At 73.2% G+C, this 26,613-nt stretch carries 19 protein-coding genes; 7 read left to right on the top strand and 12 right to left on the bottom strand.

Features of this window, described 5'->3' with window-relative positions:
* Positions 1–54: 54 nt before the first annotated feature.
* The gene (locus V5P93_RS15965) at positions 55–516 is read right to left on the bottom strand and encodes a hypothetical protein (protein ID WP_104476424.1); all 462 of its coding nucleotides are present in this window, start codon (positions 514–516) and stop codon (positions 55–57) included.
* A gap of 232 nt (positions 517–748) precedes the next feature.
* On the opposite strand from V5P93_RS15965, the gene V5P93_RS15960 reads away from it, so the two are divergent.
* Positions 749–1,603 (top strand): DUF4253 domain-containing protein, encoded by an 855-nt coding sequence (locus V5P93_RS15960; protein WP_245930965.1) that lies wholly within the window; start codon positions 749–751, stop codon positions 1,601–1,603.
* A 133-nt stretch (positions 1,604–1,736) separates the two neighbouring features.
* Here V5P93_RS15960 and V5P93_RS15955 read toward each other — a convergent pair whose 3' ends face one another.
* Together V5P93_RS15955 and V5P93_RS15950 are read right to left on the bottom strand one after the other, a co-directional pair.
* On the bottom strand, positions 1,737–3,911 hold the full coding sequence (locus tag V5P93_RS15955; RefSeq protein ID WP_104476420.1) for a TerD family protein: 2,175 nt from the start codon (positions 3,909–3,911) through the stop codon (positions 1,737–1,739).
* 124 nt (positions 3,912–4,035) lie between these two features.
* Complete coding sequence (locus V5P93_RS15950; protein ID WP_104476419.1) at positions 4,036–4,617, bottom strand: hypothetical protein; 582 nt, start codon at positions 4,615–4,617, stop codon at positions 4,036–4,038.
* 156 nt (positions 4,618–4,773) lie between these two features.
* Here V5P93_RS15950 and V5P93_RS15945 point away from each other — a divergent pair, with 156 nt between their 5' ends.
* The 3 genes from V5P93_RS15945 (at position 4,774) to V5P93_RS15935 (ending at position 6,803) form a co-directional block, all read left to right on the top strand.
* Positions 4,774–5,826 carry a sensor histidine kinase gene (locus tag V5P93_RS15945; protein WP_104476417.1) on the top strand — a complete coding sequence of 351 codons (1,053 nt, stop codon included), beginning with the start codon at positions 4,774–4,776 and terminating at the stop codon, positions 5,824–5,826.
* Positions 5,823–6,443, top strand: coding sequence for a response regulator transcription factor (locus tag V5P93_RS15940; protein WP_104476415.1), 621 nt, complete (start codon positions 5,823–5,825; stop codon positions 6,441–6,443). Before V5P93_RS15945 ends, V5P93_RS15940 begins: the two co-directional genes overlap by 4 nt.
* A 195-nt stretch (positions 6,444–6,638) precedes the next feature.
* Complete coding sequence (locus tag V5P93_RS15935; protein ID WP_181043278.1) at positions 6,639–6,803, top strand: hypothetical protein; 165 nt, start codon at positions 6,639–6,641, stop codon at positions 6,801–6,803.
* A 2-nt stretch (positions 6,804–6,805) separates the two neighbouring features.
* On the opposite strand, the gene V5P93_RS15930 is transcribed toward V5P93_RS15935, so the two are convergent.
* The 5 genes from V5P93_RS15930 to V5P93_RS15910 are packed head-to-tail and all read right to left on the bottom strand — an operon-like array spanning position 6,806 to position 14,970.
* Entirely contained in the window at positions 6,806–7,903 is a 1,098-nt protein-coding gene (locus tag V5P93_RS15930) for a macrolide family glycosyltransferase (protein WP_104476782.1), read from the bottom strand.
* A gap of 41 nt (positions 7,904–7,944) precedes the next feature.
* Positions 7,945–9,132, bottom strand: coding sequence for a macrolide family glycosyltransferase (locus tag V5P93_RS15925; RefSeq protein WP_104476413.1), 1,188 nt, complete (start codon positions 9,130–9,132; stop codon positions 7,945–7,947).
* 19 nt (positions 9,133–9,151) lie between these two features.
* The gene (locus V5P93_RS15920; RefSeq protein WP_104476411.1) at positions 9,152–10,882 is read right to left on the bottom strand and encodes an ABC transporter ATP-binding protein; all 1,731 of its coding nucleotides are present in this window, start codon (positions 10,880–10,882) and stop codon (positions 9,152–9,154) included.
* Positions 10,883–10,885: 3 nt separating this feature from the next.
* A complete protein-coding gene (locus V5P93_RS15915) occupies positions 10,886–12,607 on the bottom strand; it encodes an ABC transporter ATP-binding protein (protein WP_181043277.1) in 1,722 nt (573 codons plus the stop codon).
* Positions 12,604–14,970: a macrolide family glycosyltransferase gene (locus tag V5P93_RS15910; protein WP_104476407.1), complete on the bottom strand. Its 2,367-nt coding sequence runs from the start codon at positions 14,968–14,970 to the stop codon at positions 12,604–12,606. The genes V5P93_RS15915 and V5P93_RS15910 overlap by 4 nt, the downstream gene beginning before the upstream one ends.
* A 92-nt stretch (positions 14,971–15,062) precedes the next feature.
* Between V5P93_RS15910 and V5P93_RS15905 the strand changes: the two genes are divergently transcribed.
* Positions 15,063–16,208 carry a macrolide family glycosyltransferase gene (locus V5P93_RS15905; RefSeq protein ID WP_104476405.1) on the top strand — a complete coding sequence of 382 codons (1,146 nt, stop codon included), beginning with the start codon at positions 15,063–15,065 and terminating at the stop codon, positions 16,206–16,208.
* A gap of 94 nt (positions 16,209–16,302) precedes the next feature.
* On the opposite strand, the gene V5P93_RS15900 is transcribed toward V5P93_RS15905, so the two are convergent.
* The 3 genes from V5P93_RS15900 to fusA all read right to left on the bottom strand — a co-directional run bounded on the left by V5P93_RS15900 (position 16,303) and on the right by fusA (position 20,267).
* Positions 16,303–17,127: an ABC transporter permease gene (locus V5P93_RS15900; RefSeq protein ID WP_104476403.1), complete on the bottom strand. Its 825-nt coding sequence runs from the start codon at positions 17,125–17,127 to the stop codon at positions 16,303–16,305.
* Positions 17,124–18,074, bottom strand: a complete 951-nt coding sequence (locus tag V5P93_RS15895; RefSeq protein WP_104476778.1) for an ABC transporter ATP-binding protein — start codon at positions 18,072–18,074, stop codon at positions 17,124–17,126. The genes V5P93_RS15900 and V5P93_RS15895 overlap by 4 nt, the downstream gene beginning before the upstream one ends.
* Before the next feature lie 156 nt (positions 18,075–18,230).
* Complete coding sequence (gene fusA / locus V5P93_RS15890) at positions 18,231–20,267, bottom strand: elongation factor G (protein WP_104476401.1); 2,037 nt, start codon at positions 20,265–20,267, stop codon at positions 18,231–18,233.
* A gap of 593 nt (positions 20,268–20,860) precedes the next feature.
* Here fusA and V5P93_RS15885 point away from each other — a divergent pair.
* Together V5P93_RS15885 and lexA are read left to right on the top strand one after the other, a co-directional pair.
* Positions 20,861–25,006, top strand: a complete 4,146-nt coding sequence (locus V5P93_RS15885) for an AAA domain-containing protein (RefSeq protein ID WP_104476399.1) — start codon at positions 20,861–20,863, stop codon at positions 25,004–25,006.
* Complete coding sequence (gene lexA / locus V5P93_RS15880) at positions 24,996–25,634, top strand: transcriptional repressor LexA (RefSeq protein WP_104476397.1); 639 nt, start codon at positions 24,996–24,998, stop codon at positions 25,632–25,634. Before V5P93_RS15885 ends, lexA begins: the two co-directional genes overlap by 11 nt.
* 3 nt (positions 25,635–25,637) lie before the next feature.
* Here the strand turns inward: lexA and V5P93_RS15875 are convergent, their stop codons facing one another.
* On the bottom strand, positions 25,638–26,567 hold the full coding sequence (locus V5P93_RS15875) for an NAD(P)/FAD-dependent oxidoreductase (RefSeq protein WP_374066505.1): 930 nt from the start codon (positions 26,565–26,567) through the stop codon (positions 25,638–25,640).
* Between the last annotated feature and the right edge of the window lie 46 nt (positions 26,568–26,613).

Below are 26,613 nucleotides of genomic sequence, written 5' to 3'. Positions count from 1 at the left end.
CCCCCGTGCGGACACCTGGGGCAGGGCGGTGGAAACCGCCCTGCCCCAGGGCTTTCACCGAGGGATGCTCAGGAACAGCAGCGACTGGAACGCGCCCGCGAACTCGCCGTCCGGGAAGACGACCTTGGCGACGCCCCGGCAGTTGGTTCCGTTGTAGAGCAGCACGATCCGGTCGGACCCGTTGACGGCGCGGGTACCCGGGGCCCCGCCCTGGGTGGTCACGCACTGCCGGTCCGGCACGTCGCCGACGCGGACCACGCCCGCCGGGCCGCTGTAGGTGAAGCTCGGTGTCTCCGCGAGCCGGGCGACGTCGCCCGCGCACCCGTCGACCGGGTAGGCGACCGGCGCGGTGGCTCTCTGGCCGTACACCACACCCGCGCGCACGCACGTCTCGGCGGGACGGGTGTTGGTGGTTTCCCCGGACCTCGGGCCGTCGGCCGCGGCGGCGGGGGTGACGATGGCGGTCGCGGCGACCGCGAGCGCGGTGCCCGCGAGGACGCGCGTGAGGCGAGCCATGGCGATTCCTCCTTCGGTGCTTCCGGTTCGGACACAGGGGAAGTTGCCCGGGAAACCAGCTCTCGAACGTGTCAGCCCCCCATCGTGTGGCCGCGCGGTCGGGAGGGGTCCGCTGCGTGTCGTCGCACCGGATCGGCCTGCCCCGTCGGTGGCGGGGCCGGTGCGCGGGCTCACCCTCCGTGGATTCGGGAACGGACCACGCGGTGTCGGTACGGCCGGCTACGATCCGCGCGTGACCGACCAACAGCCGTTACCCGCCGACCTGCGAGCCCTGTTCGCCGACGGCGCCGCGTCCCGCGTCCTGTCCGTCCCGCTGCCGCCCGGCCGGGCCGTGCGCTCCGAGGAGGAGGTCGGCGACCGACCCGCGTTCTGGTTCAGCGACGGGTCCGCGCCCGAGGGGCTGTGGGCGCGGCTGCGCGCCGAGCACGCCCGCTCCGGCCTGTGGCCGCTGCTGCTCGACGCCCTGGACGACGACGCGGCGGAGTACCGGCCGTGGGGCAGCGGCGAGGTGTGCCCCGGCGCCATGTCCGCGCCCGGCGGGCACGACGCGGCCGCGGTGTTGGCGGGGTGGTGGGCGGAGCACACCGGCATCGGCGACAACGGCGACGACGACCTCTCACCGGCGGAGCGGGCCGCGGTCACCGCGCCATACGGCCGCGACTGGCCCGGTCCGGCTCCCGCGCCCGCCGCGCGCGTCGACGCGGACCGCGCCGCCGACGACCTGGCGGAGCACGTTCTCGACGGGCACCCGTCGATGCGGCTGGGCCTGGTGGCCGCCGAGCGGGGTGCCGACGCGGTGGCGGTGGCGGGGTGGACCGGCCCGGCCAACTACACCGAGGACACCGCGGAGTTGTCGGCCGTGCTGCGCGACTGGGAGGACCGGTTCGGCGCGCGGGTCGTCGCCGTAGGCTTCGACACCCTGCTGCTCAGCGTCGCCGCCCCGCCCGCGACCCTGGCCGAGGCGCTGGTCGTGGCCGCCGAGCACTTCGCCTTCTGCCCGGACAACGTGTGGCAGGACACCGAAACGCTGACCGCCTACGCCGAGCGGCTCGTCGACGACCACTCGTGGGCGTTCTGGTGGGACTGATCCGCACGAGGTGAAAGGGGCCCGCGCGGTGCGCGGGCCCCTTCGGCGAGGAGAGCGCGGGGACTAAGCCTGTTCATCAACGATGGAGAAGGAAGTCCCCGCATTGCCTCGCGTCGCCGAGTCTACTCCCGGATCAGCGCGGCACCAACAGGTTTAGGTTCTCGGTGGTGATCGCCGTCGACCCCGCGGGCAGGCCGTCGGGGCGGTGCAGGCCGAGGAACACCACCGGCGCGTCGAACCGGTCCTGGTCGCGCCACAGCGTGACCTTGCCCGCCTTGGCCCGCAGCAGGGTGACCAGGTAGCCGATCGTGAAGTACCGGCGCCGCAGCAGGTTGCGGACCAGCAGCGCGGTGCTCATCCGGTTGGACTCCAGTTGCCGGAAGGTGGGCGAGCCGTTCAGGTACAGGTGCAGCCAGGTCGCGGTCCACGCGCCGGACGCGTCGCGGGAGAACATCACGGGCAGGGCGACCCGGCCCGCGCCGCGCATCCCCGAGCGGGTGCGCACGGTGCGGGGCTCGAACGGGGCGCCGCGCTGCGCGGGTTCCCGCGTCATCCAGCCGAACATCGACTCCGCGACCTCGTCGAAGCCCTCGCCCGCGTAGACCGAGACCTGGGGGACGATGTGCGCGGCGGAGACTGAGCCCAGCGGGATGTCGATGAACTCCGTGGCCCCGGACGGCGCCTCGGTGACGTCGCCGGAGTAGGTGATGAGGCCGTCCTTGGTGTTGGTCCACGACACGTGGCCCAGGTAGCCGAAGTGGTCGTCGAGCAGCAGCGCGCCCAGGTCGAAGTCCGTGCGTTCGCGGGTTTGGCGCCAGTACGTGAACATCCGCAGCACCGAGCCGTCCACCCGGGTCCGCGACCCGCGCGGCAGCACGGCGAAACCGTCCTCGGTCGCCTTGCCGGACAACGGGATCGCCACGTCGAGCACGGCCGGGTCGACCACGAGGTGTTCGTACGCGGGCAGGCGATCGATCAGCTCGGCGTCGATGAGCGAGGTGATCCGGTCGACCGCGGCGCGCGGCAGCGGGTCGCGGGTGTCCTGGGTGACCCACGCGCGGCGCGACCGGGTCGGGAAGACCCGCGCGCCGCCGGTGCCGGTGCGGGTGGCCAGGTGTTCGCGCACCGAGCACAGCACGCGGCCGGACACGGAGTCGAGCACCAGCGCCGCGACGTCCGCCACCGAGTCCACTTCGGACTCCGTGGCGCACGAGCGCAGCAGCCGGTCCAGGGAGCGCATGAACATCGCCGGCGCACTGCCGAGCACTTCGGCCGCGCGCACCACGTCCCCCGCCGCGAACGCCAGCTCGGCCCGGGCGGCGAGCGACCGGACGGTGCGCTCTCCGCGCGCGACGGCGAAGACCTCTTGGGCGTGCGGGTAGGCCGGGTACTCGTGCGGGTGCAGCCCCTCCCCCAGCCGCTTGAGCGGCTCGCGGTGGCGGGCGACGTCACCGAGCTTGCCCCCGGTCACCGAGTTCAGCGCGGCCATGAGCACGCGCCGCTCCGGCCTGCGGAAGCGGCGGAACCTGCTGGTCTGCTGCAAGGTCACGTCGCCGCCACTGGCCTGGCAGGCGACCCGCAGCACGTCCGCGACGGTGTCGACGCCGATCAGGGGGCGTCCGCCCGCGAGCCGGACCGCGTTGATCACGGCCTTGTTCTCCCGCACCGGGACGTCCGGCAGTTCGGTGCTCGGGCACAGCCGGGCCAGCTCGGCGAGCAGCTCGAGGTCGACCTCGCCGAGCGGGGTGGTGGACCCGGCGAGCGCCACGTACAGCGCGCTGGTCTCGGCGTCGAGGGAGTCGCCGAGGTGCACGACCGTGATCCGCTCCGCGCCGAGCGCGACCAGCTCGTCGTGCGCGGCGAGCAGTTCGGCGAAGGTGTGCTGGTAGCGGCCGTAGCGGGGCAGGCTGAGCAGGTCGACGCCCGCGCCGAGGCGGGCGCGCAGCTCGTCGTCGGTCGGCACGCGCTTGCGCCACCGGCCGCGCTCGGCGGGGGCCAGGGCCTCCCGCAGGCACTTCGCCCAGAACTCGACGGTGTCGGGCACCCGGTTCGGGAAGTTGATGAAGTACGAGTTGTGCTCGACGTGCGCTCCGACCAGCTCGCGGACCGCGTCGACGACCTCCCGGGCGAGCCCGGTCGCGGCGGCGGGCGCCAGGCCGCTGACGTGTTCCAGCAGGTCCCGCGCGGCGGTGAACCCCACCTTGACCAGCGCGATGTCCAGTTGCCGGGCGACGGCGGCACCGTCTCCCGGCTCGCCGTCGACGCGCGGTACGCGCAGTGTCCTGCGGATGATCGCCTGGGTGCGCATCGCCTTCCCCGTGTCCGATGTGGAGTGACCCACCGGGCTCGCGGAGCCGCGGCGGGTTCCTCCATGGTCCCTTGGCGGGCAAACGATATAGGGCCTCCTCAGGAGCCTGCCCGGATACGCCCCGTCACGACCGCGCGGCGCTCCGTCCGCCCTCGCGCGCCGTCGACCGGGTCAGCGCCACGGCCAGCCAGACGAGGGCGGCGCCGGAGACGATGTGGAAGGAGCTGGTCAACAGGGTGTCGGGGAGCGGAGCGGCGAGGGCCAGGGCGGGCAGGGCGAGGGTGTAGGCGATCGAGGGGACGCGCGGGAGGACGCCCGCGCGGGCCATCGTGATGCCGAAGAGGACGGTTCCCACGGTGAAGACCAGGGCGCTGCCCAACAGCGCGTACATGGTCGGACCTTGCAGCAGCGTCTTCGCCGTGGGTTCGGGGAGGTAGAAGATGCCCATGTTGAGCATGAACGCCGCGCCACCGAAGAGGCCGAGGCCGATGGTGTTGAGGGTGAAGGCGGTGGCGCCGAACGGGCCGGTCGCGGCTTGTTGGCGTTGGTGCAGGGCGATGAGCAGCGGGACCGCCAGCGCCGGTGACAGGCCGAGCAGGAAGCTGGTGGCGGCGGTCTCGCCGGTGACGGTCTCGACGGCGGCCGGTAGCGCGATGAGCGCGCCCGCCGCGATACCGCACCAGGCGCCCAGTCTGGTCGTGTTCATTCCGGTTCCTCCCTTGTGATCGCCGGAAAGGTAGGAGCGCGGGCGGTACCGGCGGAAGTGCCGCGCGGCCAAGGCGGTGGCCGGAGGTCATGTGCCTTTCGGCCAAGGAATTCCCGTGGTGCCGCGGTGGCGCGTAGTGTTCGGCCAGTGCGCAGGATGCCGTGGGTGACGAGTGCGGTGTACGGAATCGTGCTGGTCGCCGGGCTGTACTGGGTGTTCGCCGGACTGGGGCCGAACGATCCACTGAGGACGATCGGGTTCGGCGCGGGCGTCGCCGCGTTGTTCGCGCTGGAGTGGTTCGCGGCGCGCCACGAGCACGCGGCGGCCTTCCTGGCGGCGCGGCTGGCGCTGTTCGTCGCCGTGGCGCTGCTGGACGGGTCCGGGCTGTCGCGGGCGCTGTTCGTGCTGCTGCCGTTCCTGGCGTACCTGGGCTTCGGGCGCGCCGCCGGGTCGGCGCTGGGCGCGGTCTGCCTGGGGCTGCTCGTCGGCGGGTTCGCCGTGTGGGTGCCGGAGTGGTACCGGCAGGCGGCGGTCGTCTCGGACCTGCTGATGTTCGGCCTCGGCCTGGTGCTGGCGGTCGCGATGGCCGAGGTCGTGCTGCGTGAGCGCCGGTCGGCGGCGCGGGTGGGTGAGCTGTCGGCGGCGGTGGAGCGCAACCGGTTGGCGCGCGACATCCACGACAGCCTCGGCCACCACCTGACGGCGATCTCGGTGCAGTTGGAGAAGGCGGAGGCGTTCCGCGCGCACGATCCGTCCGTCGCCGACCGCGCGCTCACCGACGCGCGTCGGTCGGCCCGGCTGGCGCTGGAGGACGTCCGCGCGTCGGTCGGCGCCCTGCGTGCCCCGGTCTCGCTGGTCGCCGCGCTGGGTGATCTGGTCGACGGTGAGAAGGTGACGTTGCGGGTGGTCGGCACGGAGCGGCCGATCGGCCAGGCCGCGGTGACCACTCTCTACCGCGCGGCACAGGAAGCGCTGACCAACGCCCACCGCCACAGCGCGGCCGACGAGGTGCGGGTTTCCGTCGAGTACACCGCGGACGAAGTTCGACTGACGGTGCGCGACAACGGGCGCGGGTTCGTGGTGGCAGAGCAGGTGGACGGTTTCGGTCTGGTGGGTCTACGGGAACGGGCGGCGTTGGTGGGCGGGGTGGTGGCGGTGGAGAGCGCGCCGGGGGCGGGCACCACGGTGCGTCTGGCGGTGGGGGCGTGAGCGTGCGGGTGCTGGTGGTGGACGACCAGCGCCTGATCCGGGAGGGCATCGCGTCGCTGCTGGGGTTGCGGGAGGGCATCGAGGTCGTGGGGACGGCGGCCAACGGGAAGGAGGCCATCGAGCGGACCCTCGCCCTGGCACCGGACCTGGTGCTGATGGACGTCCGCATGCCGGAGATGGACGGCGTGGCGGCGGTGGCCGTGCTGCGCGACCGCGCGCCCGCGAGCCGGGTGCTCATGCTGTCGACCTTCGACGACGAGGAGTACGTCGTGCAGGCCCTGCGCGCGGGCGCGGTGGGCTACCTGCTCAAGGACCTCCCGGCCGCCGACCTCGCCGAAGCCGTGCGGTTGGCGCACGCGGGCGTCACCCAACTCGACGCCGCGGCGGCCCGGCACGTGACGGCGGCGCTGTCGTCGGGGCACACGGGTGAGGTGACGGCTCGGGAGACCGAGATCCTGCGCCACATCGCGCGGGGCGCGACGAACCGGGAGATCGCCGCCGCGCTCTACCTGAGCGAGGGGACGGTGAAGAACCACATCTCCCGGATCCTGACCAGGCTCAACCTGCGCGACCGCACCCAGGCCGCCATCCACGCGCGGGACCGCGGTCTGCTCTAGGGGAGCATCTGCACGAGGTAGACCACCCAGGCGACGGTGAACGCCCCCGCGCCCGCAACCACCACACCCTGCGCCGGGCGGTGGCCCGGCCGGTCGCTCGCCGGGCCGCCACGACCTCGGCCCTGGCACGCACCAGGGGCCGCACTGCGGGAAGAGATCCTCGAGCGAATCCGGGCTCAACGGCACCTCTTTGTCGTGATCGGCTGGACCGTCGGTTTCGTCATCGCCAGCCTCGCCCGGACCAGTCTGGCTCTCCTGCGGGTCGGCGGTCTCGTGACCACCGGTCTGACGACCATTCTGGTCCTACAGGCATCGGGCTGGTTGCCGGTGCGTGGGTGGAACCAGACCGGTTCGTCGTGAACTCAGCAACACGCCTCGATGATGTCCGCCGCGCGGGTGGCGCCACCCGAGGTTTCGATCGCCGCACGCATCTCGGCGAGGTTGTGGCGGATGGTCCGGTCGTTGGCGACGTGGTCCACGACCTCCCGGAGGGCGGAAAGGTCCTTCAGCCGCACACCCAAACCGAGCTCCTCGACGCGGTCGGCGTTGATGGCTTGTTCCGGTGTCTGGGGTACCGCGATCAGGGGGACGCCGTGGGTGAGGGCTTCCATGGTGGAGTTCATCCCGGCGTGGGTGACGAAGGCCCTGGCGTGGCGGAGGACGGCGGGTTGGGGGAACCAGGGGCGGACGTCGAAGTTCGGTGGTACCGGGCCGGTGTCGCGGGCGTTCATCGCCACCTGCCACGCGCCGTCGGTGAAGTCGGTGGCGCAGGTCCGGTAGAGGGCCGGGTCCGACATCATCGAGCCCAGTGCCACGTACAGCAGCGGCTGGTCCCCGTGCCGGGGTGACCACTCCTCCTCCGCCCGCCGACCCAGCATGGGGCCGACGAAGTGGAAGGTGTCGTCGAAGCTCTCGGCGGCGGGTTGGAACTCGGCGGGGACGAATACCAGGCTCTGCCGTTCGGGTGCCTCGACCACGGTCGTCACGTCCAGGTCGACCCCGTGCTCCCGGGCGAACCGCGCGCACTCCGGAGCCAGCACCCGCACCGGGGTCAGGTCCATGAGCTGGAACGACGCGTTCGACGCCAGGTGCGGCAGGTAGCGCAGGGCCGGGATCTCCCACTGCCGTGCCACGACGCGACCCTGCCAGTTCGTCGCGTCGTAGCAGAGCAGGCGGGGTCGGTTGGCCCGGCAGTGCCGCAGCAGCACCGGGTGCGCGGCCCGGATCGCGGCGAAGTAGTGCCGGAACCACGACTCGGCCGGGTTCGGTCCCCCGGGGCGGAAGTCCGGGAGCCGGGGCAGCTCGACCCAGCGCGCCCCGGCGCCGACCACCGCCTCGGCGTGTTCGGCACCGGTCGCGTACTCGACCCGGTGGCCGCGCCGGACCAGCTCCGCCACCAGCGCCAACGTCGGTGTGACGTGGCCGTGGCCGAACAGCGTGACGAACAGCAGGGGCCCCATGGCCTTGATCGTTTCGACGGCCGGGGCACCCCGCAAGCGAATTACGGCTGGAGCACGCCCGCGACCACGTCCGCCGCGACCGCCGGTCCGTCCAAAGCGGACAGTACGTCGCGCATCCGGTTCACGTGTTCGCGGATCGCGCTGTCGGCCGCCACCGCGAGCACGGCGTCCCGCACCCCCGGAGCGGACGCGTCCACCGAGCGACCCAGGCCCAGTTCCGCGGCCCGGCGGGCGTTGATCCGGTGCTCGGTCACGTCCGGCGGCACCAGTACCAGCGGCACGCCGAACGCCAGCGCCTCCATCATCGTCCCCATGCCCGCGTGGCACACGAACACCGAGGCGTGCGGCAGCACGGCCGCGTGCGGCAGCCACCGGTGAGCCTCCACATTGGACGGAAGTTCGCCCAGCTCCGCCACCGCCACCCGGGATCCCAGCGTCAGCACCACGTGCCAGGGCAGGTCCGCGAAGGCCTCCGCGCAACGGCGGAAGAACTCCGGGTTCCGGTTGAACGTCGTGCCCAGCGAGATCAGCACGACCGGCCGACCGTCGGCCGGGGGCTCCCACGACACGTCCGACGACGGGTTCAGGCACGGCCCGACGAACGTGTGCCGGGCGTCGAAGTCCGCCGCGTTGATCTGGAACTCCCGGGGCATGAACACCAGGTTCGTCGCGTCGCACGGGGTCAGGAACCGCTCGACGCTGACCCCCAGGCCGTGTTCGTCGATGAACTCCGCCACCTTGGCCAGGAAGTCCACGATGGCCGGGTGCTCGGCCGAGATCGGCTCGTCCAGTTCCGCGGCCTGCAGGTGGCCGAACACGAACCGCTCGTTGGAGGCGAACACCGGGAACAGCTGGATGGCGCGGGCGCCGTGCTTCTGCGCCAGCGCCCGACCGGCGGGGAAGGTGCTGACGTCGTACACGTACACGTCCGGCGGTTCCGGCAGGCTCTTGTCGAACAGCCGCGTGGTCACGATGTTCTCCGTGATGCAGCGCAGGGGCTCGCGGGAGACGTAGTCGGTGGTGAACCGCTCGGGTTGGGCCTTGCCCGCCAGTTCCGACTCGTACAGCAACGGTTCCGCGCCCGCGGCCACCACGGCCGGGGCGAACTCCGCAGTGGTGGCGAAGGTGACCCGGTGGCCGCGCGCCACCAGTTCGGCGACCACGGCCAGGGTGGGCATCACGTGCCCGTAGGCGGGCAGGGGCAGGAACAGGACGTGACCAGGGCTCATCTCATGCCATCCTCGGGTCTCAGCTCTCGTGCCAGTAGCCGACGAGGTCGGCGTAGAGCGGGGAGGTCGAGCGCAGTTCCTGGTGGGTGCCGACGTCCGGGGAGCCTGCGTGCAGCAGCACCACCCGGTCCGCGCGCATCGCGGAGCTCATCCGGTGGGCGATGATCACGACCGTGCGGCCGGTGGCGGCGAAGGCGTCCTCCGCGCGGCGCTCGCGTTCGGGGTGCAGGTGGCAGGTCGCCTCGTCCAACACGACGACCCGTGAGGGGGACACGTACGCGCGGACCAGGGTGACCAGCTGCTTCTGCCCCTCGGACAGCTCGTTCGGCGCGTCGATCCGCCCGTCGAGCCCGCCGCGCGCCTCGACCAGCTCATCGGCGCCGACGGCCGCGCAGGCCCGCGCCAGTTCGGCGTCGGTGACGCCCGGGTTGAGGTAGGCCAGGTTCTCCCGCACCGAGCCGGAGAACACGTACGCCTCCTGGGGCAGCAGGGTGATGGCCCGGTGCGGCCAGGTCCGGTCGAGGTCCGCGACCGGCACGCCGTCGAGGGTGACCGTGCCCCGCGATGGGCGGTCGAGCCCGGCCAACAGGTTGGCCATCGTGGACTTCCCGGCGCCACTGGGCCCCACGATGACCAGGCGCTCCCCCGCGGCGATCGCCAGGTCCACCCCGTCGAGGATCTTCTCCGCCGAGGCGCCGTAGGCGAACTCGACGTCGCGCAGCACCAGCCGACCACCGGTCGTGGTCGCGGTGGGCGCCGGCTCCGGGTGGGCCGGGGGGCGGGCGTATTCCTGGATGCGGGCCAGCAACACGCCGATCTGCAACCCGATGTCGCCGACGACGCGGACGATCGCCCGCAGTGCCGGGTCGAGGCTGCCGACCAGGTAGGTCGCCGCGCCGAGCAGCTCGCCCGGCGTCAGGACGCCGGAGGACACGGCGGCGGGGGCGGTGAGGAGCAGCGCGACCAACGGCAGCCGGGCACCCAGGGCGAGGACCGCGACCCGGCCCGCGACCACCCGACCGACTCGGTTGACCGCGCGGGCGTGGTGGTCGATGTCGGCGGTCAGGTCGGCAGTCGCCCGCTCGGCGGCCCCGACGGCCACCACGTCCCGCAGCCCCAGCAGGGTCGCGCTCGCGGTGCCGGACAACCGCTCCTCGGCCAACAAGGCCTCCCGGACCCGGCTCTGCCACCCGCTCGCGGTGGTGGCCAACACCACGATGACGACCACGGTCGCCGCCACCGACACCCAGGCAACCGGCGGAGCCAACCAGAACAACCCCGCGATGACGAAGACGAGCGAGAACACGGCCGTCCGCAGCACGGTCAGCAACTGGGACAGCAGCATCCGCAGCACCTCGGTGTGCTTGGTGACCCCCTCGACACTGCGACCGTCGACCGACTCCCCCGGCACGACACCGCGCGCCAGGGTTGCCCGCACCGTGCGCTCGACCAGGTCGTAGCGCAGGGACTCGACGATCCCGGCGAGCGGCAGCACGGCCTGGCGGGCACCGAGGCCGCCGAGCACGACGGTCGCGGCGTAACCGCAGAGCAGGAGGAGGCCGGTGGCGAGGTCACCCGCGAGGAACCCGCGGTCGAGCGCCGCCGCGACCAGCGCACCGGAGACGAGCGTCGGCCCGGCTTCGAGCAGCGACCACAGCAGCAACCGAACCAGGTCACGCCGGTGCCGGTGGGCGGTCTCGGCCAACAGCCGCCAACCGGTGGCCGGACGCAGAGCGATCACGGTGTCCACGACTCAGCCCCCTGTCTCGGCTGGGGCGGGGTGCTCGCGCACCGCGAACACCGCGCGGTACAACGGGTCGTTCAGCAGCTCGCGGTGGGTTCCGATGCCCGCGACCGTGCCCGCGTGCAGCCACACCACGAAGTCCGCGCGGGCAGCGGTGGCCACACGGTGTGCGATGAGGAGGCGGGTGCAGCCTCGGGCGGCTACGTGCAGGGCCGCGCTGATCGCCGCCTCGGTCGCGGTGTCCACACTGGACAGGGCGTCGTCCATGACGATCAGGCGGGCGGATCGGCAGGCGGCTCGGGCCAGGCCCAGGCGTTGCACCTCGCCGCCGGATAGGCGCAGGCCGTCGAGTGGGGTGTCGACGCCGGCGGGTAGGCGGGCGACGAACTCCTCGGCACCGGCCGAGCGCAGTGCCGCCCGCAGCCGGGCGTCCGGCACGTCGGGGTCGCCGTAGCGCAGGGCGTCGGCGATGGTCAGGCCGAGCAGGTTCGGGCGTTCGAAGGCGTAAACCACGGCACGTCGGAGGTCGGACTGGCGTAGGTCGCCGATCGGGGCGCCGTCGAGGGTCACGGTGCCGGTGTCGGGGGCGAGGAGGCCGCCCGCCAGCGCGGTCAGGGTTGTCTTGCCGACGCCGGATTCCCCGACGACCGCGACCGTGCTGCCCGGTGGGATCTCGAAGGTGACGTCCCGCAGGATCGACCGCCCGCCGACCCGCGCGCCGACTCCCCGGAAACCGAGCGCGCCCCGGCCGTCCGGGAGCGGGCGCGTCCCGCCCGGTAGGCCCGGCGCGTCGGCGACCGCGCGCAGCCGTTGGGCCGCGGCGCGCAGTTGGCCGATCTCCCGGGCGCTCCCGGCCTGGGCGAAGATGCCCATGGCGTGCGCGAGGTACGCGGACGCGGCCAGCATCTCGCCCACCCCGATCCGGTGCGCGAGCACACCCCACCCGGCGACCGCCAGCACCGAGACCTGCAGCAGCGGCGCCAGGATCGCCGTCTCCCAACTGACCCGCCGCTGCCGCCGCCAGATGCTCAGCGACAGCCCGCGCAGGTCGCGGGCGGGCGTCAGGACGCGCTCGGTCTCCTGGTCGACCGTGCCGCTCGCGCGGATGGTGCGCAGGCCCCGGATCGCGTCGGTGAGCCGGGTCGCGACGTCCGCCTGGGCGACGGCGGCCTCGGCGCTGAGGGTGGTGATCCGCTTGATGTGGCGCAGGGTCAGCAGCACGAACACCGGGCCCAGCAGCAGGAACGCCAGACCGATGCGGAAGTCGATGACGAACAGCGCGACGATGCCACCGAGCGAGGTCAGCAGCGGCACGAGGACGCGGGTGACCAGGTTGGCCGACTGGGCGGTCTGGTCGGTCGAGTCGGTCAGCCGGTTGAGCAGGTCGCCCTGGGTGAACCCGCGCTGGCCGCGGAAACCGAGGGTGAACACGTGGCCCAGCAGGCCGAGCCGCAGGTGCCGCAGGGCGCGGGTGCGGGCGGAGAAGTCCGCGACCTCGGTCAGGCTCTCCGCGATCAGGCCCACCACCAGCAGCCCGACGACCACGAGGACGAGCCGATCACCCGGGCCGCGCTCGAGCGCCGCGTCGATCGCGGCGCCCAGCAGCGCGGGCACGGCGATGATCACCGCGGTGTTGACCGCGCTCACCAGCACCAACCCCAGCGTCGAACCCCGACCGGCGCGCAACGCGGTCGCGATGGGCGAGCCGCGGTCCCCCAGGTGCCGCGTCACCAGGTCACCGGCATCTCGTGCACGCCGTAGTGGTCCATGTCGTCGCGCAATCGCAACTCCTCCGGCTCGACGGCCAGGCGCAGATCGGGGAACCGGGTGAACAGCGCCGGGTACGCGACGCGCAGCGTTTCGCGGGCCAGGTACTGGCCGACGCACTTGTGCACGCCGTGCCCGAACGCCAGGTGACCCCGCACGTCCCGCGCGAGGTCGAGGCGGTCCGGCTCGGGGAAGCGCGCCGCGTCGCGGTTGGCGGCGGGCAGCGACACCACCACGGTCTCCCCCGCTCGCACGAGGACCCCGCCGACCTGGACGTCCTCCAGCGCGCACCGGCTGGCGCCGAACTGGGAGATCGTGAGGTACCGCAACAGTTCTTCCACCGTATTGTCCACATCGGACAACAAGCCCGCGCGCCGAGCCGGATCCACCAATAGGGCGAACGTGCCGAGCGAGATCATGTTGGACGTCGTGTCGGTGCCGCCGCCGAGCAGCGCCCAGGCCAGGTTGCGGAGTTCGACCGCGCTGAGGTCGCCCCGGGCAGCCAGGTCCGCGAGCGCTCCAGTCGACAGTCCGTTCGCGACCATGTCATCAAGGAGCTGGCCCACGACGGTCACCGCGTCGATGAGTTCCTCAAGAGTCATCTGGAGGCGCATGATGGTGTCGAGGTTGTCCTGCAACGGATCCCGGATCTCGACCGGCACGCCGAGCAGGTCGAAGATGACCCGGGCGGGCAGCGGACGGGCGAAGTCACGCACCAGGTCGGCGGCCCCCTGGACGGCCATGGCATCGAGGAGTTCACTGGCGACGGCCTCGATGGCGGGACGCAGGTCCGTCGCGGCGCGCGGGCTGAACAGGTGACCGATCACCCGCCGGTAGTGCGTGTGGTCAGGCGGGTCCATCTTGTTGAACGCGCCCGGTTCGGCGGCAGGCGGACGGTGGTCGCCGGGCGGGAGTTCGAACGGTGGGGGCAGCGGCGACGCGAGGAGTTCGCTGCGGTGGCTGAACCGCGCGTCGGAGAGCACGGCCTTGGCGTGTTCGTACCGGGTGACCAACCAGCCCTCACCGCCACCGGGGAAGCTCAACCGCCTGGGCCGCTCCGCGGCGAGATCGCGGTAGCCGGTGGGCGGGTCGAAGGGACAGGCACGGCGTCGTGGCAGGTCGATGGCGGTGTCGTCGAGGCCGGACTCGAGGAAGTCCGCGGCCCTCGGCGCGCCCCCCGCTGCGGCGATGTCAGCTCGGAAGGCCCCCAAATGAGCCCGCCCGCCGGCCACCGCCGCGCGCACGGCGTCGCGGAGGTCGGCGGCGGTGAGGCCGCTCGGGTCGACGCGCCGCCCGAGTCCCAGCTCCACGAGGCGGGCCGCGTTGATCCGCTGCTCCGGCTGGAACGGGGCGACGACCAGCGGCGTGGCGTGGCGGCCCGCGGCGAGGATCCCGCCCATGCCCGCCTGCGTCACGAAGACATCGGCGTGCGGGAGGACGTCGTCGTAGGGGACCCAGGGGTGCGCCTCGAAGTTCGCGGGCAGCGGCGGGACCTCCGCGTCGCCGGTCGCGAGGACGACGTGCCACGGCAGGTCGCCCAGGGCGTCGGCGCAGACGCGGAAGAACTCCGGCTGGTCGTTGACCACGGTGCCGAGCGAGACGAACGCGACCGGTCGGCCGTCGCCGGGCGGGGCCCAGGTGGGCGCGCGGCCGGGCCGGGGGCAGGGGCCGACGAAGAGGTGGTCCGGGCCGAAGGTGTCGCCGTGCGGCTGGAGGGAGCGGGGCAGGAAGACCAGGCTCCGCTCACCCTTCCCGGTGGTGATCTCGTCGGCGTCGTCCGGGTCGAGGCCGTTGTCGGCGAGGAACCGGCGCATCAGCTCGCCGAAGGCGAGGACAGCCGGGTGGTCGGCGGCGAGTTCGGGGTGGCCCGCGTGGTCGACCTGGGCGCGCATGAGCGAGTAGGTCTCGTTGGAGGCGAAGACGGGCAGGAGCTGGCAGGTCGGCACACCCCACTTGCGGCCGAGCACGCGGCCGGGCGCCCAGACCGTGGAGTCGTAGGCGATGGCGTCGGCGCGGTCCGCGAGCTGCCGCTCGATGGCGGCGGTCGTGCCGATGATCTCGGAGACGTACTGGAGGAACGCGCGGCCCACCTCGTCGTCGGACCACTTGGCGGGCGGGGTGACCGTCGACATCAGCGCGGTGTCGTACTCGATCACCGCCGCGCCGGTCCCCGCCGCCGTCGCGGCCACGGCGGGGGTCACCGCGTAGGTCACCCGGTGGCCGCGGCGGATCAGCTCCTCGGCGACGGCGAGCGTCGGCGTGACGTGCCCGGCCGACGGGTACGGCAGGAACACGACGTGTTTGGGCGCACGGGTTGGTGTGACCACAAGTGCATCGTGTGCCCCGCGCGGTCGGGGTGGCCGGGGCCGGGCGGGAGGTCTAGGAAATCCCTCACAAGGTCATCGTGTGTGCTCCTGGCATGACAATCCCGCACGTCGTGCTCGCCACCGTCCCCGGGTACGGGCACGTCACGCCACTGCTGGACGTGGTCGGGGAACTCGTCGCCCAAGGCGTGCGGGTGACCGCGGCCTGCGGGACGGGGTTCGCCCCGATGCTGGCCGACGCGGGCGCGGCCACGGTCGAGTACGAGGGCCCGGCGGACGCGCACGCCGTGGCCGCCGCGTTGACCGGCGTCACCGACTTCGGGGACCCGCTCGGCCCGGTCCTGGCGCGGCTGGCCGACGACCCGCCGGACGTCCTGGGGTTCGACGCGACGATGTGGCTCGCCGGGCGGGTGCTGGCGCACCTGTTCCCCTGCCCCACCGTGCAATTGAGCCCCTGTTTCGTGTCCAATGCGGACTTCTCACTGCCGGGCCGGGTGGCCGCGCACGTGTCGGCGGGGGAACCGGTCGAGGTGGACATGGTGGCTGTGCTCGCGCGGTTGGGCGTGGTCGGGGACCTGGGCGCGGTCCTGAGTGACTCCCGGGATCGCAAGGTGGTCTTCCTGCCCCGGGAGTTCCAGTTCGCGGGCGACACCTTCGACGACCGCCACACCTTCGTCGGCCCCTGCCTGGGCCCGCGCAGGCTCGCGGGGAGCTGGGCACCGCCCGCCGACGGCAACCCGGTGCTGCTGGTGTCGCTGGGCACCTCGTCGTTCAACGACCAGCCCGCGTTCTTCCGGGCCTGCGCGCGGGCGTTCGAGGGGCTGCCGTGGAACCTGGTGCTGACGCTGGGCAGCGGCACCGACCCGGCGGAGCTGGAACCCCTGCCCCCCAACGTCACCGCGCACCGCTGGCTGCCGCACCCGGCCGTCCTCGCGCACGCGGCGGCGTTCGTCTGCCCCGGCGGCATGGGGTCCATCATGGAGTCGCTGTCCTGCTCGACCCCGATGGTGGTGGTCCCCCAGCACGGCGAACAAGAGGTCAACGCCGAGCGGGTCGTGGAACTCGGCTTGGGTTCCCGGCTGTCCCGCGACGACCTCACCCCGGAAACCATCCGCGACGCGGTCCTCACCGTCGCCACCGACCCGGCCACAGCCGCGCGGGTCCGGGCGATGAGCACCCACTGCCAGACGGCGGGCGGCCACCAGCGCGCCGCCAAGGAGATCTTGTCGACCCTGCCGTGAGCAGCGCGACGCCCGCCGCACCCTGGGGGTGGCGCGACGGGCGTCGCCGGGATGGGCGGGTGGGGGTGTGCCCGCCGCGCTGCTCTCCTGTGGGTCAGCCGGAGTCCCGCTTCCCCAGGACCAGGTAGGCGGTGGCGAGGAAGGCGAGCATCCACGCGCCGAGTACCCAGCTGGCCAGTTGCGGGTCGAGGTAGGTGGCGACGGTCGGGTCGCGGCGGACGTTGGTGAGGTTCTCCGCCGCCGAGGCGGGCAGGTAGGCCAGGACGTTCTGCTTGACCCACAGCGGCAGCAGACCGCCGATCAGGAGCGGGCCGAAGATGACGCCCATCGACACCGCGATGGCGCCCGCCGCGCTGCGCAGCAAGAGCGTCAGGCACAGGGCGATGAGCGCGAACGCCGCGGCCTCGCTGCCCCAGTTGAGCAGGCTGGTCACCACGTTCTGGCTGCCCAGGTCCAGCGCCAGCGTCGGGTCGGCGCCCCGGATGATCGCCTGGCCGCCGAGGAACGCGACCGTGGCGAACAGCGCGCCCGCCAGGTAGCAAGGCAGGGCGACGACGATGGCCTTGGCCAGCACCACCCGCAGGCGGTTGGGGGTGACGGTGAGGGTCAGCCGCACCATGCCGCTGCTGAACTCCGTCGACGCGGCGAGCGAACCGAACACCACGAACAGGATCAGGCTCAGGTCGACCCCGACCCGGGTGGTGCCCGCGGCGTCGAACTGGGCCCTGGCCTCGGGCGTCATGGTGTCGAACGTGGTGGTGGCGGCGAAGGTGAACAGCAACGACAGCCCGATCGCCACCACCGCGGCGATCAGCAGGAGCAGCCAGGTGGACCGCACCGACCGGAGCTTCGTCCACTCCGACCGCGTGGTCTCCCGCAGCGAGGGCGCGGTCGCGGGCGCGTCGAGTGCGGTGGTCATGCGGTGTCGCTCCGTTTCCCGGCGAAGGCGCGGTCGTGGGTGTCCTCGGTGGCGCGGTACTGGACGCTGTCGTGGGTCAGGTCCATGAACGCCGCCTCGAGGCTGGCGAGTTTGGGGGTGAGTTCGTGCACGCCGATCCGCTGCTCCAGCGCGATGTCCCCGATCCGGGCCGCCTCCAGGCCGACGACGACGAGCGAGCCGTCCGCCGCGGTGGACACGGTCGCGCCGCCGCGGGTCAGCGCCCGCGCCAGGTCGCCCGGGCTCGGCGTCACCACGCGCACGTGGCTGCGGGCGTTGGCCTTGGTCAGCTCCGCGATCGGCGCGTCGGCGACGAGCTTGCCGCGCCCGATGACGACGACGTGCTCGGCGGTCTGCTGCATCTCGTTCATCAGGTGGCTGGAGACGAACACCGTCCGCCCCTCGGCCGCCAGCCGCTTGACCAGCTCGCGCACCCAGCGGATGCCGTCGGGGTCGAGGCCGTTGAGGGGTTCGTCGAACAGCAGCGTCGGCGGGTCGCCGAGCAGCGCGGTCGCGATCCCCAGGCGCTGCTGCATGCCGAGGGAGAACCCGCCGACCCGCTTGCCCGCCACCTCCGCCAGCCCCACCTCGCCGAGCACCTGCTCCACCCGGTCCCGCCCGAGGCCCGCGGCCTGCGCCACCCACAGCAGGTGGTTGTACGCCGACCGGCCGCCGTGCACGGCTCGGGCGTCGAGCAGCGCGCCGACCTCGTGGACCGGCGCGGACAACGACCGGTAATCCTTGCCACCGACGGTGATGGTGCCCTTGGTCGGCGTGTCCAGGCCGAGGACCATCCGCATGGTGGTGGACTTGCCCGACCCGTTGGGGCCCAGGAAGCCCGTCACGATTCCCGGCTTCACGGTGAAGGTCAGGTTGTCAACGGCCACCGTCGACCCGTACCTCTTGGACAGCCCACTCGCTTCGATCACCACTACCCACTTCGCTCCGGTGTCACGTGGCACCAGCTAACCGGCGGGACGGGTGCCCCCACTAGCGGCGTTGGTGGTGGATTCGCACAACCAAGGTTGTCGGCCGGCCGACCGCGGGGATGGCCCTGCCCGGGTGGGCGGGGCCATCCGCGTGGGTCAGACCGTCGTGGCCACGACCGCGTCGGGGACGGGGGCGTAGCCGGTCGGGCGGGTGGTGAAGGTGCCGCGGCCGTGGGTGCGGCCGCGGAGCCGGTTCGCGTAGCCGAACAGCTCCGCCAGGGGGACGGTGGCCGTGACCACCGCGGTGCCCGCGCGGACCGCCGACGCCACGACCTTGCCGCGCCGGGCGGCGAGGTCGCCGAGGACCGTGCCGACGGCGTCGTCCGGGACCGTCACCACGACCTCGACCACGGGCTCCAGCAAGCGCATCGCGCTCGCGCGCAGCGCCTCCCGCAGACCGAACCGACCGGCGGCGCGGAACGCCAACTCCGAGGAGTCCTTGACGTGGGTGGCGCCGTCGGTGAGCGTCACCCGCAGGCCGGTCACCGGGTGGCCGCCGAGCGGGCCGTCGGCCAGCGCGTCCCGGCAGCCCGTCTCGGCCGCGCGCACGAACTCGCGCGGCACGGCGCCACCGACCACAGTGGACCGGAACTCGAACTCGCCGGGCGCCAGCGGCTCGACGTCGAGCACGACGTGGGCGAACTGGCCGGCGCCGCCGTCCTGCTTGACGTGCCGGTAACGGAGGCCCGTCACACCGCGCTCGACGGTCTCCCGGTAGGCCACCTTCGGCCGACCGACGGCGATCTCCAGCCCCCGGGCGCGGCGCACCTTCTCCACCGCCACCTCCAGGTGCAGCTCGCCGAGGCCGGACAGCACGGTCTGCCCGGTCTCCGGGTCCGTCCGCAGCACCAGCGACGGGTCCTCCTCGACCAGCGCGGCCAGGGCCGCGGTGACCTTGCCGCTGTCGGCCGCCCGACGCGGTTCGACGGACACGGCGACCACGGGGTCGCCCGCGACCGGTGGTTCGAGGAGCAGCGGGGCACCCGGCGCGCACAGCGTCGCGCCGACCCGGGCGGACTTCGGCCCGGACACCGCGACGATGTCACCGGCGACGGCTTCGTCCACTTCGGAGTGGCGGTCGGCCTGGATCCGGAGGATCCGCGCGACGCGTTCGTTCCGACGGGCGCCCACGTCCCGCACCTCCTCCCCCTTGCGCAGCGTGCCCGAGTAGACGCGCAGGTACGTCATCCGGCCCGTCGGCGCCGCGACGACCTTGAAGACCAGCGCCGCGAACGGCGCGGTCGGGTCCGCCGGGCGCTCCCGCTCGACGCCGTCGACCGTGCCCCGAACCGGCGGCACGTCCAGCGGCGACGGCAGGTACGCGGCGACCGCGTCCAGCAGCGGTTCGATACCGCGGTTGCGATAGGCCGAACCACACAGCACGACGAGTCCGTCCCCACTGCGGGTCAGGTCCCGCAGCGCGGTCTCCATGGTCCCGGCGGAGATCGTCGCCGTCGCGCAGAACTCCTCCAGCGCGGCGGGGTGCGACTCGGCGACGGCCTCGTCGAGCAGGCCGCGCCGCCGCCGCGCCTCGGCCACGAGGTCGTCCGGGATCCGTCCCACGTGGACGGTGTCGTCCACCCAGGTCAACGCCGTCATGTGGACGAGGTCGACCAGGCCGGTGAAAGCGTCCTCCCGCCCGATGGGCAGCTGGACGACCAGCGGCACCGGGTGCAGCCGCCGCCGGATCGACTCGACCGCGGTGTCGAGGTCGGCGCCGAGCCGGTCGAGCTTGTTGACGAACGCGATCCGCGGCACACCGTGCCGATCCGCCTGCCGCCACACGGATTCGCTCTGCGGCTCGACACCGGCCACGGCGTCGAACACCGCGACCGCGCCGTCGAGCACCCGCAGCGACCGCTCGACCTCGTCGGCGAAATCGACGTGGCCGGGCGTGTCGATGAGGTTGACGCGGTGCCCGCGCCACGCGCAGCTCACCGCGGCGGCGAAGATGGTGATGCCGCGGTCACGCTCCTGCGAGTCGAAGTCGGTGACGGTGGTGCCGTCGTGGACCTCACCGCGCTTGTGGGTCGTGCCGGTGGCGTAGAGGATCCGCTCGGTGACGGTGGTCTTGCCCGCGTCCACGTGGGCGAGGATGCCGCGGTTGCGAACAGCGGCCAGGTCGGTGCGCATGGTGGAACCCTTCGAGGGTGGTCCGGAGTCGTGGACAGCGCGATTCCGGCGTCGAACGACCCGGGACTACGGGAGTTCGGCGCTACGACCGGTGCAGCCGCGCGGCACACACCGGACGCGGCGAAGACACGAGGATCACCTCGAAGCGCGAGGCGGGAACAACGGCGCGGTGCTGGCGCATGGCCCGTTCCCCTCTACTCGCGACTGGTTTCCCCGGGGAGAGTAGTGAACACCGGCCTTGGAGGGGAGGGGGTTTCCGGTGCCCGGTGATCCGGACCACGCCCCGAACGGGATCACCCCCGGCCGGTTCAGGCGCTTTGTCCGAGTGCGCGCCGCCCCGCGGTCCAACCCCGACACGCGCCCGTTCACGGACACCGCCCTCCGATTCCCGACTCCGCACCGCTCATTTGTTCGACCGATTGCCCCGAGTGGCCCAGCGGATTGTTCGTCGACTGTTCCAGATGTGCGGAGAAGTATTCGCATTGTGCCCTCCGGCCACGGGCCAACCGTCCCACCTGCATAATGCCGACTGTGTTGATCACGAGCCCGACCTGCCGATGGACCCGCCTGCCGCACCCCGGGAAGGTGGGCGGATGACCGAGCGGTGGTTCCCGGAGCGCGGCGCGTCGCGGGCCGTGCTGATCGGTGCGAGCGAATACCGGTCGACCGAGCTGGCGTCGATTCCGGCGGTCGCGGGCAACGTCACCGCAATGCGAAAAGCGCTTTCCGCACCCGGGGCAGGTCTTTTCGCGCCCGAGCACTGCCTGGTGGTCGGCGACGGCGCGCACCCGGCGACCATGGCGGGCTTCGGCACCGCGCTCAGCCGCGCCGCCACCGAGGCCGCGGACGTGCTGCTCGTCTACTACTCCGGCCACGGTCTGCTCGACGACGACGGCAGCCTGCACCTGGCGCTGTCCGAGACCGAGCAGGCCAACGTCGGCTACACCGGCATCGCGATCTCGCGGATCAAGCAGGACCTCGGCCAGGCCCGCGCCCGGGCCAGGGTGCTGATCCTGGACTGCTGCTTCTCCGGCCGCGCCATCGCCGCCATGTCCGCCCCGGACGCCCTGGTGGCGGGCCAGCTGGACGTCACCGGCACCTACACCCTGACCTCCAGCTCGGCCACCGAGCCGTCATTCGCCCCGCCCGACGCCGGGCTGACCGCGTTCACCGACGCCCTGCTCCGCGCCTTCGCCAGCCCCACACCGCTGACGCTGGACGGCATCCACGAACACGTGCGCGAGCACCTGCGCGGGCTCGGCCTGCCCGAACCCCACCGCCGGGCGACCGACACCGCCAACCACCTCGTCCTCATGGGCGGCGCGGTCGACCCGACGACCGTCGCGGACCTCGCCCCGCCCCCGCCGCGCCCGAAGAGCAGCCGGGTCGGACCGCTGGCCCAAGCGCTCGCCGACGCGAACGTCGTGCACCCGGTCACCTTCCCGACCCGCGCCGCCCGACCGGACACCGCGACCGCGAGCCGGGGCCCCGAGGAGGACCGCGCGCGGGTCGTCGAGTTCTGGAACATGGTCGAGCTGTTCAGCCCGCAGTCCGCGCCGAAGGCGGACCCGCGCAAGCAGGTGTGCACGGTGGAGCCGGGCAAACCGCTGCCCTGGGAGCCCGGGCACCCGCTGGCGCGGCGGGAACTCGGCCCGAAGCAGGCCTGGCGGCACGTGGTCTACCTCGGCGCGCACCCGCTGAAGTCGGTGTTCGACCTGCTGCACCAGGTGTTCCCCTCCGACGAGGACAGCTACGACCAGCGCCCGGCGGGCGACGGCACCCTCGCCGCGTTCACCGTCAACGCCGAGGGCCGACCGCTGCTGGACTCCCAGGTGCTCTCCGGCTGCGCGTGGGCGACCAGCCGCGTGGTGAGCCCCGGACCGGACGAGCCCGGGTGGCTCACGGGGTTCGACGTGGCGAACGACGAGTTCCAGGGCCGGTTCGAGGCGTTGCTCGGCCCGGATGACGAGTCCGTGCAGGAGGCCAGGGAGAACGGCACGCTGCACGAGCTGACGGAGGTGCTCGACGAGCGGGCGCTGGCCGCCTGCTTCCGCCTCGCCAACGACGTCGTGCGGCTGGGCACCGCGGTTCCGCGCGGTGAGATCCGGGTCCACAGCCAGATCGTGGCCGCGCGCAACGCCAACAACACCGACGGCGCGGACTTCGTCAACAGCATGATCTCCGCCGCCCTGACCGCGGTCGCCGACGAGGTCAGGGCGGCCAACGTGGGCTCCGGGCTGCGCGACTACCTGCGCCACGACGCCGAGCTGGACGTCCTCGGACGCGTGGACGTCCGGGACCGGTTGGACGCGGTGCTCGAAGCCGCCGCCCCGAACCGGGTGCCGCTGGGCCGGTGGCCGAGCGACCCGGAACACCCGCTGGCGCTCGGGCAGCAGCTCGCGGTCAACAACGCGCTGGCCGCGCGCGGCACGGACCGGACCGTGCTGGCCGTGAACGGCCCGCCCGGCACCGGCAAGACGACGATGCTGCGCGACCTGATCGCGGGGCTGCTGGTGGAACGGGGTCGCGCGCTGGCCGCGTTGGTCGTGCCGGGTGACGCGTTCACCGATGACGCGCACGTGTGGAAGGTCGAGGACTACGTCCGGCGGGTTCGCGGACCGCGGCCGGAGCTGGCCGGGTTCGAGGTGGTGGTCGCGTCGGCCAACAACGGCGCGGTCGAGAACGTCACCGACGAGATCCCCGACCGCGGCGCCATCGACGAGTGGTGGCGGGCACCCGCCGCCGCGGTGGACTACTTCGCGGGCGTCGGGTCCGCGCTGCTGGCGGGCGAGCCGGGCGGCGACGAGGTGGACACCGCGTGGGCGCTGCTGGCCGCGCGGCTGGGCAACAAGGCCAACCGCTCCCGGTTCATCGACGCGTTCTGGTTCCGCACACCGCCGCGCGGCCCCGCGACCGGGGACCGCAAGGCGCGGCACGACCGCTCCGGGTTGATGGCGATCCTCAAGGACTACGAAAAATCCACACCGCCCTCGTGGACGGGCGCGATCGTCGAGTTCAACCGAGCGCTGGCCAAGGCGCGGGCGCTGGGCGCCGAGCGGGACGAACTGCACCGGACGCTGCTCGCCAAGCCCCGGGCCGAGGAACACGCTCGGCGGTGCGCCCAGGAGGCGGACCGGGCCGCGCGGGCCCGGGACGCCGCCCGGGCCCGGTTCGCCGAGGCCGACGGCCACGTGCGGGGCTGGACCGGCGAGCACGCGACCCGGACCCGCCACCGCACCGAGAACCTCCGCTTCAAGCCCGGGTTCTGGGCCTGGCTGACCTCGTTCGGCAAGGCCACGCGCGCTTGGCGCGAGCGCGACGACCACCTCGCGAGCGGGATCTCCACGGCGGAGCGGGAACTGCACGCGGCGCGCACCACCGCCGGGCGCCTCTCCCACGAGGCGTCCACCGCCGACGCGAGCGCCCACGCCGCCCACGAGGAAGCGCGGCGCGCCGACGACAAGCTGAACGCCTTGGTCGCGGTCCTGGCCCGGGGACACGAGTTGCTCGGCAAGCACTTCCCCGACCCCACCTGGTTCACCGACCGGTCGCGGCGCGAGTTGACCGCGCTGTGGACGGACGCGGAGTGGAACCGGGCGCGCACCGAGCTGTTCCTGGCCGCGCTGCGGCTGCACAAGGTGTTCATCCACCACACCGCGCGGCAGTTGCGGCAGTCGTTGCGGGGCGCGATGGACATCCTGTCCGGGACCGCGCCGTCGAACCTGGACGAGGCGGCGGCGCGGGCGGCGTGGCAGTCGCTGTTCCTGGTCGTCCCGGTGGTGTCGACCACCTTCTCGTCGTTCGCCCGGATGTTCAGCCACCTGGGCCGCGAGTCGCTGGGCTGGCTGCTGGTCGACGAGGCGGGCCAGGCGACACCGCAGAGCGTGGTCGGCGCGCTGTGGCGGGCGCGGCGCGCGGTGATCGTGGGCGACCCGCTGCAACTGGAGCCGATCACGACCGTGCCGCTGCGGGTCGAGCAGGCGATCCGGCGGGAGGTCGGCGTCGACGAGCAGTGGCTCACCCGCCGCACCTCGGTGCAGCGGCTGGCCGACCGGCTCACGCCCATGGGCACGTCGCTGCCCACCGACGACGGCCGGATCTGGGTGGGCACGCCGCTGAGCGTGCACCGCCGCTGCGACGAGCCGATGTTCGGCATCGCCAACGAGATCGCCTACGACGGCTTCATGATCCACGCCACCGGCGCGCGCGGGGGCGCCGCCTACGCGCAGCGGTTCCCGACCCTGCCCGAGTCGAAGTGGCTGGACGTGCGCGCGGAGCGGTCGGCCGGGCACTGGGTGCCCGAGGAGGGCGCCAAGCTGGACCAGGTGCTGGCCGCGCTGGACAAGCTGGGCGTGGACATGGGCCAGGTCATGGTCATCGCGCCGTTCCTCGCGGTGGCCGACGAGGTCCGCACCCGGGCCCGCCGCTTCCCCGGGCTGGTCGCGGGCACCGTCCACGTGGCCCAGGGCAAGCAGGCCGACATCGTGGTCCTGGTGCTCGGCAGCGACCCGCGCCGCGCGGGCTCCCGGCGGTGGGCCGCGAGCAAGCCCAACCTGCTCAACGTGGCCGCCAGCCGTGCCAAGCGCCGGTTGTACGTCATCGGCAACCGCGAGCTGTGGACGGGCCAGCGCCACTTCGACGTGCTGGACCGGCTCCTCGACGCAGCCTCCACTTCGGACACCGCGACGCGCCCGGTGACCGGCGGTGACGACACCGTAGGATCGCGCGGTGATCGCTGAGGAGTTCGAGGACGCGGCCGGGCTGCCGTTGCGGCAGCAGGGGATCCTGGTGGCCATCCGGGACTGGGCCGTGCAGTACGGCTACTCCCCGACCACGCGGCAGCTCGCGGAGGCCGTCGGGCTGTCCGCCTCCGCCGTGGGCAGGCACCTGGCCAGCCTGGAGGAGAAGGGGTTCCTGCGGCGCGGCGCCGGGGTGGCCCGGCCGATCGACGTGCGGGGGTTCCTCGGGCAGGCCGCCGAGCCGTCGTCCGGGGACTCGGTGAGCGTGCCGGTCGTCGGTGACATCGCGGCGGGGGTGCCGATCGCGGCGGAGGAGCACGTGGACGACGTGCTGACCCTGCCGAGGGACCTGACCGGCCGGGGCACCGTGTTCGCGCTGCGGGTGCGCGGCGACTCGATGGTCGACGCGGCCATCTGCGACGGCGACATGGTGGTCGTGCGGCAGGGCCCGGAGGCGCACTCCGGGCAGATCGTCGCGGCGATGATCGACGAGGAGGCGACGGTCAAGGTGTACCGCCGCCGCGGCGGCCACGTGTACCTGGAGCCGCGCAACCCGGCGTACGACGTCATCGACGGTGACAACGCCGTCATCCTCGGCACGGTCGTCTCGGTCCTGCGCACGGTCTGAGCCTCAGCCGACGCCCGCCGCGACCAGGTCGGCGGTGATCAGGTCGGCGTTGAGGTGCGCGGCGGCCAGCGCGCCCGCCGCCGCGGCGGCGCCGACCTGGGCGGACGGGTCGGTGACGTTGCCCGCGACCCACACCCCGGGCACGGCCGTGCGCCCGACCTGGTCGGCCGCCACCCGCTCGCCCATCGGGTGCTCGGTGGCGCGCAGGCCGAGACCGGCGAGGAACCCGGCCCGCGCCACCATCCGCGACGCCACGGCCACGGCGTCCCGCGCGACGACCGTGCCGTCCGCCAGCCGGACACCGGTCAGCCGGTCGCCGACGACCTCCAGACCGGCAACCTCGCCTTCGACAACCTGGACTCCCCGGACCGCCAACTGCCGGGCCTGCTCGTCGGTCAGGGCCTGGTCCCGGGTGAAGTACCGGACATCGCCGGACCACTGGGAGAACAGCAGCGCCTGGTGCGCCGACATCGGACCGGTCGCGAGCACGCCGACCGCCTGGTCGCGGATCTCCCAGCCGTGGCAGTACGGGCAGTGCACCACGTCCCGCCCCCACCGCGCGCGCAGACCGGGGATGTCGGGGAGCTCGTCGACCAGGCCGGTGGTCACCAGCAGCCGACGGGCCCGCAGCACGCGCCCGTCGGCCAACCCGACCGCGAACCCGTCGGCGTCCCGGACCGCGCTCTCCACCAACCCGCGCTCCAGCAGGCCGCCGTAGCGCCGGACCTCCGCGCGACCGCGCGCCAGCAGCTCGCCGGGTGCGATCCCGTCGAATCCCAGCAACCCGTGCACGCCGGACGCGGGCGCGTTCCGCGGCTCCCCCGCGTCCACGACCACCACCGAGCGCCTGGCCCGCGCCAACATCAACGCCCCGCTCAGACCCGCGGCGCCGCCGCCGACCACAACGACCTCGAACTCGGTCACCTTGACCACCTCCGCGACCACCGTGCGGCACACCCGGCGACGAGCGCAAACCTTC

Origin of the sequence: Actinokineospora auranticolor, from assembly GCF_041897805.1 — a bacterium.
GTDB lineage: Bacteria > Actinomycetota > Actinomycetes > Mycobacteriales > Pseudonocardiaceae > Actinokineospora > Actinokineospora auranticolor.
This window is presented reverse-complemented; position numbering and strand designations above follow the sequence as displayed.

Coding starts and splice junctions, on each gene's coding strand:
- fusA (WP_104476401.1), bottom strand. CDS start 20,267: ATGCGCACCGACCTGGCCGCTGTTCGCAACCGCGGCATCCTCGCCCAC.
- V5P93_RS15925 (WP_104476413.1), bottom strand. CDS start 9,132: ATGAGCCCTGGTCACGTCCTGTTCCTGCCCCTGCCCGCCTACGGGCAC.
- V5P93_RS15955 (WP_104476420.1), bottom strand. CDS start 3,911: ATGCGCACCCAGGCGATCATCCGCAGGACACTGCGCGTACCGCGCGTC.
- V5P93_RS15945 (WP_104476417.1), top strand. CDS start 4,774: ATGCCGTGGGTGACGAGTGCGGTGTACGGAATCGTGCTGGTCGCCGGG.
- V5P93_RS15965 (WP_104476424.1), bottom strand. CDS start 516: ATGGCTCGCCTCACGCGCGTCCTCGCGGGCACCGCGCTCGCGGTCGCC.
- V5P93_RS15905 (WP_104476405.1), top strand. CDS start 15,063: ATGACAATCCCGCACGTCGTGCTCGCCACCGTCCCCGGGTACGGGCAC.
- V5P93_RS15930 (WP_104476782.1), bottom strand. CDS start 7,903: ATGGGGCCCCTGCTGTTCGTCACGCTGTTCGGCCACGGCCACGTCACA.
- V5P93_RS15950 (WP_104476419.1), bottom strand. CDS start 4,617: ATGAACACGACCAGACTGGGCGCCTGGTGCGGTATCGCGGCGGGCGCG.
- V5P93_RS15900 (WP_104476403.1), bottom strand. CDS start 17,127: ATGACCACCGCACTCGACGCGCCCGCGACCGCGCCCTCGCTGCGGGAG.
- V5P93_RS15885 (WP_104476399.1), top strand. CDS start 20,861: ATGACCGAGCGGTGGTTCCCGGAGCGCGGCGCGTCGCGGGCCGTGCTG.